We start from the raw sequence: 15,427 nt of genomic DNA on the forward strand, positions 1-15,427 counted from the left end.
GGTTATACTCCTCGCCCGTTTTACTGTTATCCGAGTACTCCGATGGGTCTTTGCGCAACTGCCACACCTGAACCGCGTCGCCAGGGCGCGCCTATGATCGCCTTGGCCTTACTGTTGGCTGGCGCCTGGTTCCTCAATTTGAATGCCGGCTTCAAGCAGGTATTGCTCCTGCTGGTCGGCGCAGCGCTCGGCCTGACCTTGTATCACGCCGCCTTCGGCTTCACCTCGGCCTGGCGGGTGTTCATCACCGAGCGTCGCGGAGCAGGCCTGCGGGCACAGATGGTCATGCTGGCCCTGGCCGTGCTGCTGTTCTTTCCCGCATTGTCAGCTGGCAGCCTGCTCGGTAACCCGGTCACCGGCCTGGTGGCCCCGGCGGGTGTTTCGGTAGTGTTCGGGGCGTTCATCTTCGGCATCGGCATGCAACTGGGTGGTGGTTGCGCATCGGGCACATTGTTCACCGTGGGCGGTGGTAACGCGCGCATGCTTGTGACCTTGCTGTTCTTCATCATGGGTTCTGTAACCGCCACCCATCATGCCGACTGGTGGTTTGCCTTGCCGTCTTTCCCGGCAACCTCGCTCGTGCAGGTTTGGGGTATGGGGCCGGCGCTGCTGGTGAGCCTGGCAGTGTTCGGGCTGATTGCCTGGGTCACCGTGCTGCTGGAAAAGCGCCGGCACGGCGCGCTGGAAGCGCCAGTTGCCAGCGAGCACCAGGGCCTGCGGCGCTTCCTGCGTGGCCCCTGGCCGCTGCTGTGGGGCGCCATTGCCCTGGCACTGCTCAACTACGCGACCCTGGCGCTGGCGGGGCGGCCGTGGGGCATTACTTCGGCCTTCGCCTTGTGGGGGGCCAAAACCCTCAACGGCCTGGGCGTGGATGTCGGCAGCTGGGTGTTCTGGCAGGCGCCGGCCAATGCCAAGGCGTTGGCCTCACCGTTGTGGCAAGACATCACCACGGTGATGGACCTGGGCATCGTGCTGGGTGCGCTGCTGGCGGCTGGCCTGGCGGGGCGCTTTGCGCCAAGCCTGAAAATCCCGTTGCCGTCGCTGCTTGCCGCAGTCATCGGCGGCCTGCTGTTGGGCTACGGTTCGCGGCTGGCCTATGGCTGTAATATCGGTGCGTATTTCAGTGGCATAGCCTCGGGCAGCGTGCATGGCTGGCTGTGGCTGGTGGCGGCTTACGCCGGTAATCTGATCGGCGTGCGTCTTCGCCCGTTGTTTTTCGCGGGTGAGCGGCGCCCGGCGGTGCTGACGGGCTGCTGAGGCACTGCGTGAATTGCTGCAAGCGGTGCAGAAATCATCTGCACTTCGCCTGAGTATCCAACGTCTGCTGCCCAGTCGTGTGGCTGGGCAGCGTCACACTGGTCGCGATCGAGGTGCTCGAAAACCACTTTATATTTCGTCGATAACCTATTGATAAATAGCAATTTATCTTTTGGCAAGAGCGTGCTGGATACACTGCTCATAGTAAGTCTGCCTGATCGCGGCAGGCTTGAGCCGCGAGCGGCTGTTGTAGGTCTGCTCGGTAATACCGAAGGCGGTCATGCGCATCCAGGGTTTGGGGAATTTGCGTACCTGCAGCTTCTTGCGCGTGGCATACAGGGTCACCCCGGAAAGCTTGGCCTGCTGGGCGTCGGCGGCGATCTGCGCACCCCAGCCGCAGGTGTGGCGATCGTTCTGGCTCAGCGCCCGGGCCTGGGCGCCAAAAGCCAGCGTGGCCAGCAAGCACCCGGCCATGGTTGCTAGAATTACTCGCATGTTGCTGTCCTAAGCATCTGAAGGAGAACGAAGTTTGCCTTCGCTTTGCGATGCAGGGGGCCAGCAATTTGCCGTCAGATCACCGCCATGCGCAGCGGGCTGGCGGCTGGCGTGCGCAGGCTTGCCCAGGCCAAGCTGGCCGCCCAAATCACCGACACACCATAGTTCAGCCGTTGATACAGGCCGAACAGCTGGCCGTTTTGTGCTGCCTGGCCCATCAGTGCGACGGTAATGATCGCCAGCACCACGCAGGCCAGCGAGCACAGCGCCAGGGCCCGCGAGCCTGCAATACGATTGCCCAGCCACGCCCACAGGGCACTGGCCAGGGTCAGCGAGAGGAACATCAGCAAGCCAAACAGGTTATGCAGTTGCTGCGAGATGGACGGCTGCGCCGGTGCGCAACCCTGGTCACAGGGGAACCAGCCGGTGCCCAGGCTGCCAACACCATGCAGCAACACCAAGGCCGCACTCAACAGTGCCAGTTTCGATCCACGCCAGCGCCGCGCCAGGCCCCAGGCAAACAGCGCGAACAGGGCCGCCAGGGGGAAGTTGTTGGCCAGTGGTGACCAGCTGTGGGTGGGCGCGCCTACGGCGCCGAGCTGGCTCATGGCCTGTTGCAAGTGGTCATAGCCGGGGTAAGCCTGGGCGGTGAGCCACACACCTGCCAGCAACCACAGGGGTATCAGCAGGCCGCTGGCGAGCAACAGACGGTCGAGAGGTTTCATGCTGCATTTTCCTTCCATGGATGAGTGAGCGCAAAGGCGCACAGTACAGGCTTGTGCGGGCTCTGGGCCAGCGCTTGTACCGGTTTTTCCATGGGCGAGGGATGCAAGCAGGAGCAATAAATACCGCACCGGGTGTATGTGATCGTACAACTGCTTGCGCTATGATGAGCGCTGTCTTCCAAGGTGAAATACAGGGCAATGACAGAGCAGCAGGTACAGGCAAGGACCCGGCGCAAGCCGCGTAGTCTGGCCCAGGAACTGGTCACAGTGCTGACCGAACGCATTCGCAGTGGCCAGCTCAAGCGTGGCGACAAGCTGCCGACCGAATCGCAGATCATGGTTGAAGAGGGCGTGAGCCGCACCGTGGTGCGTGAGGCGATCTCGCGGCTGCAGGCGGCCGGGCAGGTCGAGACACGCCATGGGATCGGTACGTTCGTGCTGGACGCGCCCGCTTCGGGGGGCTTTCGCATCGACCCGGCGACTGTGGTCACCCTGCGTGAAGTGCTGGCGGTGCTGGAGTTGCGTATTGCGCTGGAGATCGAATCGGCGGGCCTGGCGGCGCAGCGGCGCAGTGATGAAGAGCTGGCGGGCATGCGCGCGGCGCTGGACGAACTCAACGAAGGGGCGGCCCATGCCAATGATGCGGTTTCGGCGGACTTCCAGTTCCACCTGCGCATTGCCCAGGCCAGCGGCAACCACTACTTTGCCGATATCATCAACCACTTGGGTACCAGCATCATCCCGCGTACCCGGGTGAACTCTGCGCGGTTGGCGCATGATGACCAGGCGCACTACATGAGCCGCTTGATGCATGAGCACGAGGCCATTTATGAAGCAATCGCCCGGCGTGACAGTGAGGGGGCAAAAATGGCCATGCGCATGCACCTGAGCAATAGCCGTGAGCGCTTGCGTCAGGTGCATGAAGAGGCTGAGGCGCAGGGGGTCTGAGACCTTTGGTCGCCGGTACTGGCCTCTTCGCGGGCACGGCCGCTCCCACTGGGATCTGCATATCCTTGAGGGTGTAGCAGGGCGCTAAAGCCCAAAGAAAAGCCCCGCCATATGCGGGGCTTTGTTGTTTCAGGCGTTCGGTCAGATCGCCTGGTCACTCCATTGCCCATTCACCAGGCGGCGCAGCCCCAATGGGTTTCCGTCGCGCAAGGCTTCAGGCAGCAGGGCCTGCGGGTAGTTCTGGTAACACACCGGGCGCAGGAAGCGGTCGATGGCCAAGGTACCCACCGAGGTACCGCGGGCATCCGAGGTCGCAGGGTAAGGCCCACCGTGGACCATGGCATCACTTACTTCGACACCAGTCGGGTAGCCATTGATCAGGATGCGTCCGACTTTCTCCTCCAGCAGCGGCACCAGCCAGGCGTAGGCCTCGAAATCTTCCGCTTCGCCGATCAGGGTAGCGGTCAGCTGGCCACGCAGGCCCAGCAGGGCGTTGCGCAGTTGGTCGTTGTCCTGCACTTCTACGGCCACGGTGGTTGGGCCGAACACTTCCTCCTGCAGCAGCGGATCAGACTCGACCAGCAGGCGGGCATCGGCCTTGAACAGCTGGGCGCGGGCCTGGTTGCCTTCTTGCGGCTGGCCGGCCAGGTGCTCGATACCGGCATGGGCCTGCAGGTGCTCAAGCCCTCCCACGTAGCTGCGCAAGCCCCCTGCGTTGAGCATGGTTTGCCCAGCCTGCTGGTCCAGATGCTGGCCAAGGTCGGCCAGTAGCTGGCTGTACTGTGGCGATTGCAGGCCGATCACCAACCCAGGGTTGGTGCAGAACTGGCCGGCACCCATGCACACCGAGCCTGCCAGTTCGCGGGCGATCGCCTCGCCACGTTTGGCCAGGGCGGCTGGCAGGATGATGACCGGGTTGATGCTGGACATCTCGGCAAACACAGGAATCGGCTGTGGGCGCTCGGCGGCCATGCGGCACAAGGCGTCGCCGCCTTTGAGCGAGCCGGTGAAGCCGACGGCCTGGATGGCCGGGTGCTTGACCAGCCACTCGCCTACACCGCCACCGAATACCATGTTGAACACACCCTTGGGCATGCCGGTGCGCTCGGCGGCGCGCACGATGGCGCACCCGACAAGGTCGGCAGTGGCCATATGGCCGCTGTGCGCCTTGAACACCACCGGGCAACCGGCGGCCAGCGCCGCAGCGGTATCGCCGCCGGCGGTAGAGAAGGCTAGCGGGAAGTTACTGGCACCGAACACGGCGACCGGGCCGACGCCAATGCGCATCTGGCGCAGGTCCACGCGCGGTATCGGCTGGCGCTCTGGCAAGGCCAGGTCGATACGTGCACCGAGGAAATCGCCACGGCGCAATACCTGGGCGAACAGGCGCATCTGGCCACTGGTGCGCCCACGCTCGCCTTGAATACGGGCGGCGGGCAGGGCGGTTTCGCGGCAGACGATGGCGACGAAGGCGTCGTCCAGCTCGTCCAGTTCGGCGGCGATGGCGTCGAGGAATTCGGCGCGGCGGGCCGGGGCCAGTTGGCGGAACTCAGCGAAGGCGGCAGCGGCGGCCTTGGCGGCCTGGTCTACTTCAGCTTCGCTGGCTTGAGCGAAGCTGTAGGGCAGGGCTTCGCCAGTGCTGGCGTCCAGGCTCTGCAGGCGCTGAGTGCCAGCGGCGCTGCGCTGGCCGGCGATGAAGTTGTGGCCGAGGATTTCAGGCATTGGGGTGCTCCTGTTGGCTGACGGGGAATTGGACTGTGGGAGCGGGCGTGCCCGCGAAGCAGGCAACCCGGTGTATGGCACCGGCTTTGCCGGTGTTCGCGGGCATGCCCGCTCCCACAGGGAAGGGGTTGGTTCTATGGTCCAGCAACCCCTGGGGCATCAGGTAATCGGTGCCGGGTTGAACAGGGTGATGTCGTTGTGCAGGCGGTGCTGCTCGGCCCAGGTCTGCTTGCGGCCGCTGGCTACGTCCAGGTAGTAATGGAACAGTTCCCAGCCCAGCTCTTCGATGCTCGAACGCCCTGTGGCGATGCGCCCGGCGTCAATATCGATCAGGTCGGGCCAACGCTGGGCCAGTTCGCTGCGCGTGCACACCTTGACCACTGGTGCCATGGCCAGCCCGTAGGGCGTGCCTCGGCCAGTGGTGAACACATGCAGGTTCATGCCGGCGGCCAGTTGCAGGGTGCCGCAGACAAAGTCGCTGGCCGGGGTGGCGCAGAAAATCAGGCCCTTGCGCGTTACCCGCTCGCCTGGGCCGAGCACGCCCTGAATAGCGCCACTGCCGGACTTGACGATCGACCCCAGCGACTTCTCGACGATATTGGACAGGCCACCTTTTTTGTTGCCCGGCGTCGTGTTGGCGCTGCGGTCGGCGGCGCCTTGTTGCAGGTAGCGGTCGTACCAGTCCATTTCGCGGATCAGGGCGCCGGCGACCTCCTGGTTTTCGGCACGTGAGGTCAGCATGTAGATGGCGTCGCGCACCTCGGTCACTTCGGAGAACAGCACGGTGGCGCCGGCGCGTACCAGCAAGTCGGCGGCGTAGCCCAGCGCGGGGTTGGCGGTGATGCCCGAGAAGGCGTCGCTGCCACCGCACTGCATGCCAAGGATCAACTCGCTGGCCGGTACGGTTTCGCGGCGGCGCTGGTCAAGTTTCTTCAGTCGGGTTTCGGCCAGCGCCATGATCTGCTCGATCATTTCCACAAAGCCCAGGCTGGCGTCCTGCAGGCGGTACAGCCACGGGTCGCTGAGGTGTACCGAAGGGTCGTTTTCGTGCATCACCTGGCCGGCCTGCAGCTTTTCGCAGCCCAGGCTGATGACCAGCGCCTCGCCACCCAGGTTGGGGTTGCGCGCCAGGTTGCGCACGGTGCGGATCGGGATGTAGGCATCGCGCGCGTTGATGGCCACCCCGCAGCCGTAGCTGTGGGTGATGGCTACCACGTCATCGACATTGGGGTACTTGGGCAGCAGTTCACTGCGAATACGCTTGACCGCATGCTCGAGCACGCCGGTCACGCACTGCACGGTGGTGGTGATACCGAGGATGTTGCGGGTGCCGACGGTGCCGTCGGCGTTGCGGTAGCCTTCGAATGTGAAGCCTTCGAGCGGCGGCAGCGGGTGTGGGACGGCATCGCAGCGCGGCAGGCTGTCCAGCTCCGGGGCGGACGGCATGGCCAGTTGGCTTTCCTGCACCCAGCTGCCCTGGTGCAGGTCTTCCAGCGCGTAGCCAATGATTTGCCCATAGCGGCGCACCGGCTCACCTTTGGCGATGGCCACGGTGGCCACCTTGTGGCTTTGTGGCACCCCTTCGACCAGAGTCAGGCCGTCGGCAAAGCGGGCACCTTCGCCCAGGCCGCCGTCGTTGACCACCACCACGACGTTATCGTCGTCGTGCAGGCGGACGTAGCGGGGCGAGTCGGAATGTTCGATCAACTGCATGTTTGGGCCCTACTTGTCAGGTTCTCAGGCTTTTTTGTACATCCGCCCGCACCGGTTGCATCGGTGCGGGCGTGTTCACTCAGTGACGCGAGCTGGCCAGTTCGCCGTTGGCGGCAGGCTCAGCCTGTGGCTTTGGGGCATCGTCGCGCAGCTCGATACGCTTGATCGGGCCGACGATCACCAGGTAGCTGAACACCGCTACCAGGGCGTTGGCGCCCACGTACACCAGTGCCCACTTGAACGAGCCGGTGGCGCTGATGATGTAGCCGATCACGATAGGGGTGGTGATCGAGGCGATGTTGCCGAACGTATTGAACAGGCCACCGGACAGCCCGGCGATCTGCTTCGGCGAGGTATCTGCCACCACCGCCCAGCCCAGCGCGCCAATGCCTTTACCGAAGAACGCCAGGGTCATGAAACCAACCACCATCCACTCGGCATCCACATAGTTGCAGAACACCATGGTGGTCGACAGCAGCAGGCCGCACACGATGGGCAGTTTGCGCGAGAAGGTCAGCGAGTTGCCCCGGCGCAGCAGCCAGTCGGAGATCACGCCCCCCAGCACGCCACCAATGAAACCGCAGACCGCCGGCAGGGAGGCGATGAAGCCGGCCTTGAGGATGGTCATGCCACGTTCCTGCACAAGGTACACGGGGAACCAGGTGAGGAAGAAGTAGGTGATGGCGTTGATGCAGTACTGACCCAGGTACACGCCCAGCAGCATGCGGCTGGTCAGCAGTTGCTTGATGTAGCCCCATTTCGGGCCGGCGTTGCCGCGCTTCTGGTCCATGTCCACCAGGCCACCGTTCTGCTCGATGTGTTCGAGCTCGCTTTGGCTGATGCGTGGGTGCTGGCGCGGGTTGTAGATGGTTTTCAGCCACACCATCGAGAAGATGATGCCCAGCACACCCATGACCACGAACACGTGCTCCCAGCCGAAGCTGAACACGATCCAGCCCATGATCGGGGCGAACAGCGCAGTGGCGAAGTACTGCGCCGAGTTGAAAATGGCTGAGGCAGTGCCGCGCTCCTGCGTCGGGAACCAGGCGGCGACGATGCGCGCGTTGCCCGGGAACGACGGGGCTTCGGCGAAACCGACCAGAAAGCGCAGGGTGAAGAGGGTGACGACAGCCCAGGCAACCGGCAGGCCACCGACAAACCCCTGCAGCAGGGTAAACAGCGACCAGGTGAAGATGCTGAAAGCGTAAACGTTTTTGGAACCGAAGCGATCGAGCAGCCAGCCACCAGGAATCTGGCCAGCCACGTAAGCCCATCCAAAGGCGGAAAAGATATAACCGAGGGTTACGGCGTCAATGCCGAGATCTTTCTGCAGGCTGGAACCTGCGATAGCAATGGTAGCGCGGTCGGCATAGTTGATCGTGGTCACCAGAAACAGCATGAACAGGATCAGGTAGCGCACATGCGTCTTCTTAGTCGCTTGCATGCTGGCAATACTCCCACTAGTTATTTTTGTGCGGGCTCACGAATTGTAACCGGAGCGGGGCTGGCCCACTCCGGGCGCGGCATGTGGCAGGCCGCGGGCAACGCTTACTGCGGGCCCATCTTGTCCATCAGCGCGGCGAGCATCTCGTACTCTTCTGCGGTGAGGTCGGTCAGCGGCGTACGCACCGGGCCAGCGTCGTAACCGGCAATTTTGGCACCGGCCTTGACGATGCTTACGGCGTAGCCGGCCTTGCGGTTGCGGATGTCCAGGTACGGCAGGAAGAAATCGTCGATCAGTTTGGCCACGGCAGCGTGGTCGTCACGGGCGATGGCGTTGTAGAAGTCCATGGCGGTCTTCGGCACGAAGTTGAACACGGCGGAGGAGTACACCGGTACGCCCAGGGCCTTGTAGGCGGCAGCATACACTTCGGCGGTCGGCAGGCCGCCCAGATAGCTGAAACGCTCGCCCAGGCGGCGACGGATCGACACCATCAGCTCGATATCACCCAGGCCATCCTTGTAGCCGATCAGGTTCGGGCAGCGCTCGGCCAGTTTTTCCAGCAGGTCGGCATTCAGGCGGCAGACGTTGCGGTTGTACACCACCACGCCGATCTTCACCGATTTGCACACTGCTTCGACGTGGGCGGCGACGCCGTCCTGGCTGGCTTCGGTCAGGTAGTGCGGCAGCAGCAGCAGGCCTTTGGCACCCAGGCGCTCGGCTTCCTGTGCGTATTCGATGGCCTGGCGGGTGGAGCCGCCCACGCCAGCGAGGATAGGGACAGAAGTGGCGCAGGTGTCGACGGCGGTCTTGATCACCTGGCTGTATTCGCTGGCGGCCAGGGAGAAGAACTCACCGGTACCACCCGCGGCGAACAGGGCGCTGGCGCCATACGGGGCCAGCCATTCCAGGCGCTTGATGTAGCCAGCCTGGTGGAAATCGCCCTGGGCGTTGAAGTCGGTGACCGGGAAAGACAGCAGGCCGTGGGAGAGGATGGATTTAAGTTCTTGTGGATTCATTGTTGTAGGCATCCTGTGGCGCTTGGGTGAAGGTGTTGTTCTGTGCTGGAGGTAGGTTATCGTACAACTTGAGCGATGGCTAGTCCCCTTTGCGAGATTTTTTGCAGTGAGGCAAGGAGGAAGGGGGATTACCTGTACTGGCCTCTTCGCGGGTAAACCCGCTCCCACAGGAACGGCGCCCCCTTTGACCCCTGTGCAGATCCCTGTGGGAGCGGGTTTACCCGCGAAGAGGCCAATGCAGGCGAACCATGGCGCAAGGAAAGACACCGATGGCAGACTATCCGCTATCAGTCATCGTATCTCTTTATGGGGAAGGAAAAAAACGATCGCGGAGACAGGCACAAGGCCGCCGCCCGATTCCACGGGAAGTGTTCTGGGACCAGCAGAGGGTGACCGGGGATACGGGGGCGGCCTTGCGCCGCCCCGCGATCAAAGCAGAGGAAACTGAAGGTCAGGCCGCGTGCTGGCGCTTGATTTGCGCCTTGCGTACCTGGGCACGGCAAGCATCGCCGAAGGCCTGGAACATCTTGATCGAATCCGGGTTCTTCGCAGCTTGCCACTCCGGGTGCCACTGCACAGCGAACAGGAAGGGCGAAATGCTCGGGGCGTGAATGGCCTCGACCAGGCCGTCTTCGGCCAGTGCGATGGCTTCGATGCCGGCGCCGAGCGTGCGCAGCCCTTGGCCATGCAGCGAGTTGACGCGAATTTCGTCGGTACCCAGGGTGTCACGCAGCCAGCTGCCCGGCTTGATCTTCACACCATGTACCTGGGCGTACTGCACTTCAACCGGGTCTTCAGGGTTTTCCCGGTGGTCGTTGAAGCCAGGCTCGGCGTACACCTTCTGGTAGATGTCGCCACCCAGGGCCACGTTGATTTCCTGCATGCCACGGCAGATGCCGAAAATCGGCAGGCCACGCTTGATCGCCGCTTTCACCAGCGGGATGTCGAACAGGTCGCGGTTCTGGTCCTGGCCCTTGCCTGGGGTTTCATTCTCCTGGCCGTAAAGGGCCGGGTCGATGTTGCTGCCAGCGCCGGTCAGGTACACGCCGTCGGCCATGTCCAGGTAGGTGTCGAGGTCTTCAGTGCCGCAGCAGGTGGGCACCAGTACCGGGACGCAATCGGAGAATTCGACCAGCGGGGTGATGTATTTGTGGGTCATGACCTGATAGTCATGGCCTTTGCGCTCTTGGCTGCCCATGGTCATCAGGACGACGGGTTTGCGCAGGGAAGGTTGCTTGTTGCCAATGTTGCTGTTGGACATATGTCACCTTGGGACAGGTTCGGCCTGTCGTTGTTGTGCAGGTGCACGGCGCGGGGCCCTGGGTGCAGCCTGAAGCTCCGAGCACTGCCGGCTCGTCAGAGGCGACGATTCCGGTCGGGGCTTGTAGATAGCTTGCCAGAGCCGTTCGATATGTCAAACGACGGAAGCGGGCTTTAGTGCGGGGAATGCACCGGTTTTTGGGGGCTGAAACCGATGCGGGCCTGTGGCGGCGTGGGTTTGGCGGGGGTGTTGGTCAATAATATTTAACGACGCAGTTGGGTCTTTGCAGCGGTGCAATGAAGGGGGCCTGGAGTTTGTGCTACTGGCCCTATCGCCGGCAAGCCAGCTCCCACAGGTACTGCATCGGCCTTGAAAGCTGCAGATATCCTGGGGGAGCTGGCTTGCCGGCGATAGGGTCAGCACAAGCATCAAACATTTTGCTCAGTGCAGTATCTGCGCCAGGAACGCCTTGGCCCGCTCGGTACGCGGCTGGTTGAAGAACACCTGCGGCGGGCTGTCTTCGATGATGTGCCCACCCTCAAGGAACAGCACCCGCTCGGCTACCTGCCGGGCAAAGCCCATTTCATGGGTGACGCAGAGCATGGTCATGCCCGTGCCGGCCAGTTGTACCAGCACATCCAGCACTTCAGCGACCATTTCCGGGTCCAGCGCCGAGGTGGGCTCGTCAAACAGCATGATCCGCGGCTTCATGCACAGTGCCCTGGCAATCGCGACGCGCTGCTGCTGGCCGCCTGATAGCTGGCTGGGGTACTTGTGCGCCTGGCTCTCGATACCCACCTTGCTCAGGTACATGCGCGCCCGCTCTTCGGCGTCCTTGCGCGACAGCCCGCGCACGCTGGTGGGGGCCAGCAGGCAGTTGTCGAGCACGCTCATGTGCGGGAACAGGTTGAAATGCTGGAACACCATGCCGATGTCGCTGCGCACCTGCGCCGCTTCCCGGGTGGTGGCGGCCAGGTCGATGCCATCCACCTGGATGGTGCCCTGCTGGGCCACTTCCAGGCGGTTGATGCAGCGGATGAGGGTCGACTTGCCCGAGCCGGACGGCCCACACAGCACGATGCGTTCGCCTTCGCGCACCTGCAGGTTGATGTTGTGCAGCACGTGGAACGCGCCGTAGTGCTTGTTCAGGCCTTCGATGCGGATCAGCACCGGGCGTGGGTCGGGCTCGGGGGCAAGGCTTGCAAGGCTCAGGGGGGCGGTCATGTTGTTTTTCTCCCGCGTGGGTTCAGTCGAAACGAGTCGCGCTGTAGGGCGCAGGGTCGGTGAAAGGGGGCTCGCCGGTGATCAGCTCGGCCACCAGCCGGCCGCTGACCGGGCCCAGGGTAAGGCCGTGGTGGGCGTGGCCAAAGTTGAACCACAGCCCGGGGTGGCGCGCTGCGGGGCCGATGACCGGGCGCATGTCGGGCAGGCACGGGCGGCGGCCGAGCCAAGGGGTATCGTCCAGGCGCTCACCCAAAGCCGGGAACAGCTTGCGCGCCAGCGCCTCGCAGCGGCCCAGCTGGATCTGGTTCCCTGGTGCGCTGCTGGCGTCGAATTCGATGCCGGTGGTCAGGCGCACGCCGCGCGCCATCGGTGCCAGCACGTAGCCGCCCTGGGTGTCGCAGATTGAATGCTCAAGCGTTGCGCCGTCACGGGTGCTGTAGTGCATGTGATAGCCCCGCTTGATCGCCAGCGGAATCTGGTAGCCCAGGCCGCTGAACAGCTCGGCCGATTGCGGGCCGAGGCAGGCCACCACCTCGTCGGCGGTAATCGGGCCACGGCGGCTCTCTACCCGCCATTGGCCGTCGGCCTGGCGCAGGCTGCGCGCATCACCGTGCAGGAACTGCCCGCCGCGCTGCAGGAACAGCGCCGCGTAGCCGCGTGTGAGGGCGCCGGGGTTGTTCACGGTCTTGGGGTCGAGCCAGTGGATGCCGCCGACCACGGTGGCATCCAGTTGATGCTCGCGAGCCTGCAACTGCCCGCATTCCAGGATTTCGAATTGCAGGCCATAGCGGCTCAGGCCCTTGGCGTCGGCCTTGGCCTGCTCGAACAGGGCAGGGTCACGGAACACTTCGATCCAGCCTTTGGCCTGCACCAGCCCTTCCAGGCCAGCGGCTTCGATCAATGCGTCGTGTTCTTCGACGCAGCGCTGCACCAGCGGCAGCATATCGGCGGCGGCCCCGGCCAGGCGCGCCGGGGCCGACTGGCGCCAGTAGCGCCATAGCCACGGCGCCGCCTTTGGCAGGTGCGCCAGGCTGTAGCGCACGTCGGGCTGGCGGTTCAGGCCGTAGCGCAGCAAGGCACCCACCTGCCGGGGGAAGGCATAGGGGATGACGCTGGAGCGCTCGATCAGCCCGGCGTTGCCGTGGCTGGTACCGCTGCCGGGTTCGTCGCGGTCGATCAGGACTACCTGGCGCCCGCGGGCCTGCAAGTGCAGGGCGGTGCTGACGCCGACGATGCCGGCGCCGAGGACAAGGGTCTGGCAATGCATGGAGCGTATCCTTCGGTCAGTTCAGGTGGCGGCCCAGTCGGCCTTCCAGGTGTTTCAGCAGGCGCCGCACCAGTTCGACGATCACCAGGTAGAGCACGGCGGCCCATAGGTAGATCTGGAAGTCGAAACTGCGCGAGAAGGCCAGTTTGGTCACGCCCATCAGGTCGTAGATGGTCACCAGCGAGGCAATCGCGCTGGCCTTGATCATCAGGATCAGTTCGTTGCCCAGCGGGCCGATGGCCACCAGCAACGACTGCGGCAGAATCACCTTGAAAAAGGTGGTAGAACGCTTCAGGTTCAGCGCCCGCGCCGCTTCATGCTGCCCCGGCGCGACGGCCATCAGGCTGCCGCGGAAGATCTCCGCCTGGTAGGCGGCGGTGTTCAGGGTGAAGGCCAGCAAGGTGCAGAACCACGCCTCGCGGAAAAACCACCACAGGCCGACGTCCTGCCAGAAGCCCTTGAGCGAACCCAGGCCGTAATACAGCAGAAACAGCTGGGCCAGCAGCGGCGAGCCGCGGAAGAAGTACACATAGCCGGCGGCCATGCGTTGCAGCAGCAGGCTGCGCGACATGCGTGCCAGGGCCAGTAACAGCCCGAGGACGGCGCCCAGGCTGAAGGAAATGGCTACCAGTTTGGCGGTGACCAGCAGGCCATCAAGAAAGCGTGGCCCGTAGCGTTCCAGCAGGTCGGGGTCGAGCACCAGTGCCAACAGTTGTTCGAAGCTCATGCCCGTGCTCCTTGCAGGTGGCGGTTACTGCGCCGTTCGATGAAAGCGAAGACGCGCCCGGAAAGCGCTGCGAACAGCAGGTAACCCAGGCAGGCGACGCCATAGAAGAACATTGGCTCCTTGGTCACGCTGACGGCCAGGTTGGTCTGACGCATCAGGTCGACCAGTGAGATGGTCGACACCAGCGAGGTGTCCTTGAGCAGCGACAGCCAGTTGTTCGACAGGCCGGGCAGGGCGATGCGGGTCAGTTGTGGCAGCAACACCTTGAAAAAAGCGGTGCGCTTGCTCAGGCCCAATGCCGAGCAGGCCTCCAGCTGGCCCTTGGGCAGGGTCTTGAAGGCGGCCAGCCAGATCTCGCTGGAAAACGCGGCGAACACCAGGCTGAAGGCGATCATCGCGGCGAGGAAGGTGTTGATCAGGAATTCACCCTGATAGCCCATGGCCGCGAGGATTTTCTGCGCGGCGATCTGGCAGCCGTAATAGATGATCAGCAGTGTCAGCAGTTCGGGCAGGCCGCGGAACACCGTAGAGAAGGTGGTGGCCCAGGCCCGTGGCAGGCGCTTGCGCGAACGCGCCGCCAGCGCTACCAGCAGGCCCAGCGGCAGACCGATGGGCAGGCAGGCCAGTGCCAGAGAAACAGTCACCAGGGCGCCGGCCAGCAACGCCTGGCCCCAGCCTCCGCTGGCGAAGGACAGCAACGACAATTGATCGAGCATGACGAACACCTTGTGTTGACCTCACCGGCCTCATCGCCGCCAAGCCAGCTTTCACAAGAGACTGCACATCTGTCAGGCCTTGTGCGGTCCTGTGGGAGCTGGCTTGCCGGCGATAGGGCCGGATCAGGCGAGACGGGCTCTAGGATCAGTTGTAGATATCGAAAGCAAAGTACTTGCTGGCGATCTTCTGGTATGTGCCGTTGGCCACGATCTGTTGCAGCGCGGTGTTCAGGCGCTGGCGCAGGGCTTCGTCATCCTTGCGCACGGCAATGGCGGCGTCGGCCTTGGTATCGGCCACGTCGCCGAGGATCTTGCAGCAGTCCCCGCCGTTCTTGTTCATCCACTCGTGCAGCGGGAATTTATCGGCAATCACCCCGTCCAGGCGCCCGGCGGCCAGGTCGGCGTTGGCTTCGTCCATGGTCGGGTACAGCTTCACATCGGCCCCGGCCTTGCCATACACGTCTTCGGCGTAGATAGCCTGGGTGGACGACGACTGAGCCCCGACGGTGTAGCCGACAAAGTCGGTCTGTGCGCTGTCGATCTTGCTGTCCTTGGCTACCGCCACGGTCAGCGGGGTGCGGTAGTAGTGGTCGGTGAAAGCAATTTTCTTGCGCCGCTCTTCGGTGTTGATCATCGATGCGACGATGGCGTCGTACTTGCGCGCCATCAGGGCAGGGATGATGCCTTCCCAGTCCTGGGCCACCAGCGTGCACTCGACTTTCATCTGTTCGCACAGGGCATGGGTGATGTCGATATCGAAGCCATGCAGCTTGTTATCGGCGTCTACATAGTTGAAGGGCGGGTAGGCACCCTCGGTGGCGAAGCGCAGGGTTTCGGCACTGGCGGCGCCCGTCAGCAGCAGGGCACACGCTCCCACCAAGGCCATGGTCTTGTTCATCTCGCACCTCATTG

The 15,427-nt window shown here is 63.6% G+C and carries 14 protein-coding genes; 2 read left to right on the plus strand and 12 right to left on the minus strand.

Annotation, left to right across the window (positions count from 1 at the left end; genetic code table 11):
- The first annotated feature begins 42 nt into the window (after positions 1–42).
- Positions 43–1,257 (plus strand): YeeE/YedE family protein, encoded by a 1,215-nt coding sequence (locus LU684_RS00315; protein ID WP_024717475.1) that lies wholly within the window; start codon positions 43–45, stop codon positions 1,255–1,257.
- A gap of 165 nt (positions 1,258–1,422) precedes the next feature.
- On the opposite strand, the gene LU684_RS00320 is transcribed toward LU684_RS00315, so the two are convergent.
- Together LU684_RS00320 and LU684_RS00325 are read right to left on the minus strand one after the other, a co-directional pair.
- Positions 1,423–1,752 (minus strand): hypothetical protein, encoded by a 330-nt coding sequence (locus LU684_RS00320; RefSeq protein ID WP_102689898.1) that lies wholly within the window; start codon positions 1,750–1,752, stop codon positions 1,423–1,425.
- A 74-nt stretch (positions 1,753–1,826) separates the two neighbouring features.
- On the minus strand, positions 1,827–2,477 hold the full coding sequence (locus LU684_RS00325) for a DUF998 domain-containing protein (RefSeq protein WP_102689897.1): 651 nt from the start codon (positions 2,475–2,477) through the stop codon (positions 1,827–1,829).
- A gap of 198 nt (positions 2,478–2,675) precedes the next feature.
- Here LU684_RS00325 and LU684_RS00330 point away from each other — a divergent pair, with 198 nt between their 5' ends.
- Entirely contained in the window at positions 2,676–3,425 is a 750-nt protein-coding gene (locus LU684_RS00330; protein ID WP_016487470.1) for a FadR/GntR family transcriptional regulator, read from the plus strand.
- A 141-nt stretch (positions 3,426–3,566) separates the two neighbouring features.
- Here the strand turns inward: LU684_RS00330 and LU684_RS00335 are convergent, their stop codons facing one another.
- The 10 genes from LU684_RS00335 to LU684_RS00380 form a co-directional block, all read right to left on the minus strand.
- A complete protein-coding gene (locus LU684_RS00335; RefSeq protein ID WP_070086701.1) occupies positions 3,567–5,147 on the minus strand; it encodes an aldehyde dehydrogenase (NADP(+)) in 1,581 nt (526 codons plus the stop codon).
- 159 nt (positions 5,148–5,306) lie between these two features.
- Positions 5,307–6,860 carry a galactarate dehydratase gene (gene garD / locus LU684_RS00340; protein WP_232893995.1) on the minus strand — a complete coding sequence of 518 codons (1,554 nt, stop codon included), beginning with the start codon at positions 6,858–6,860 and terminating at the stop codon, positions 5,307–5,309.
- 79 nt (positions 6,861–6,939) lie between these two features.
- Positions 6,940–8,304, minus strand: coding sequence for an MFS transporter (locus tag LU684_RS00345; protein WP_016487467.1), 1,365 nt, complete (start codon positions 8,302–8,304; stop codon positions 6,940–6,942).
- Between the two features lie 104 nt (positions 8,305–8,408).
- Positions 8,409–9,320, minus strand: coding sequence for a 5-dehydro-4-deoxyglucarate dehydratase (gene kdgD, locus LU684_RS00350; RefSeq protein ID WP_016487466.1), 912 nt, complete (start codon positions 9,318–9,320; stop codon positions 8,409–8,411).
- 451 nt (positions 9,321–9,771) lie between these two features.
- Entirely contained in the window at positions 9,772–10,581 is an 810-nt protein-coding gene (locus LU684_RS00355; RefSeq protein WP_016487465.1) for a gamma-glutamyl-gamma-aminobutyrate hydrolase family protein, read from the minus strand.
- Positions 10,582–11,022: 441 nt separating this feature from the next.
- Positions 11,023–11,805 (minus strand): amino acid ABC transporter ATP-binding protein, encoded by a 783-nt coding sequence (locus tag LU684_RS00360; protein ID WP_016487464.1) that lies wholly within the window; start codon positions 11,803–11,805, stop codon positions 11,023–11,025.
- A gap of 22 nt (positions 11,806–11,827) precedes the next feature.
- A complete protein-coding gene (locus LU684_RS00365; RefSeq protein WP_016487463.1) occupies positions 11,828–13,072 on the minus strand; it encodes an NAD(P)/FAD-dependent oxidoreductase in 1,245 nt (414 codons plus the stop codon).
- Positions 13,073–13,088: 16 nt separating this feature from the next.
- Positions 13,089–13,799, minus strand: coding sequence for an ABC transporter permease (locus LU684_RS00370; RefSeq protein WP_016487462.1), 711 nt, complete (start codon positions 13,797–13,799; stop codon positions 13,089–13,091).
- Complete coding sequence (locus LU684_RS00375) at positions 13,796–14,515, minus strand: ABC transporter permease (RefSeq protein ID WP_016487461.1); 720 nt, start codon at positions 14,513–14,515, stop codon at positions 13,796–13,798. Before LU684_RS00375 ends, LU684_RS00370 begins: the two co-directional genes overlap by 4 nt.
- A 145-nt stretch (positions 14,516–14,660) precedes the next feature.
- Complete coding sequence (locus LU684_RS00380) at positions 14,661–15,413, minus strand: transporter substrate-binding domain-containing protein (protein ID WP_016487460.1); 753 nt, start codon at positions 15,411–15,413, stop codon at positions 14,661–14,663.
- Positions 15,414–15,427: the final 14 nt, after the last annotated feature.

This window comes from Pseudomonas sp. NMI542_15 (genome assembly GCF_021283425.1).
GTDB lineage: Bacteria > Pseudomonadota > Gammaproteobacteria > Pseudomonadales > Pseudomonadaceae > Aquipseudomonas > Aquipseudomonas fortuita.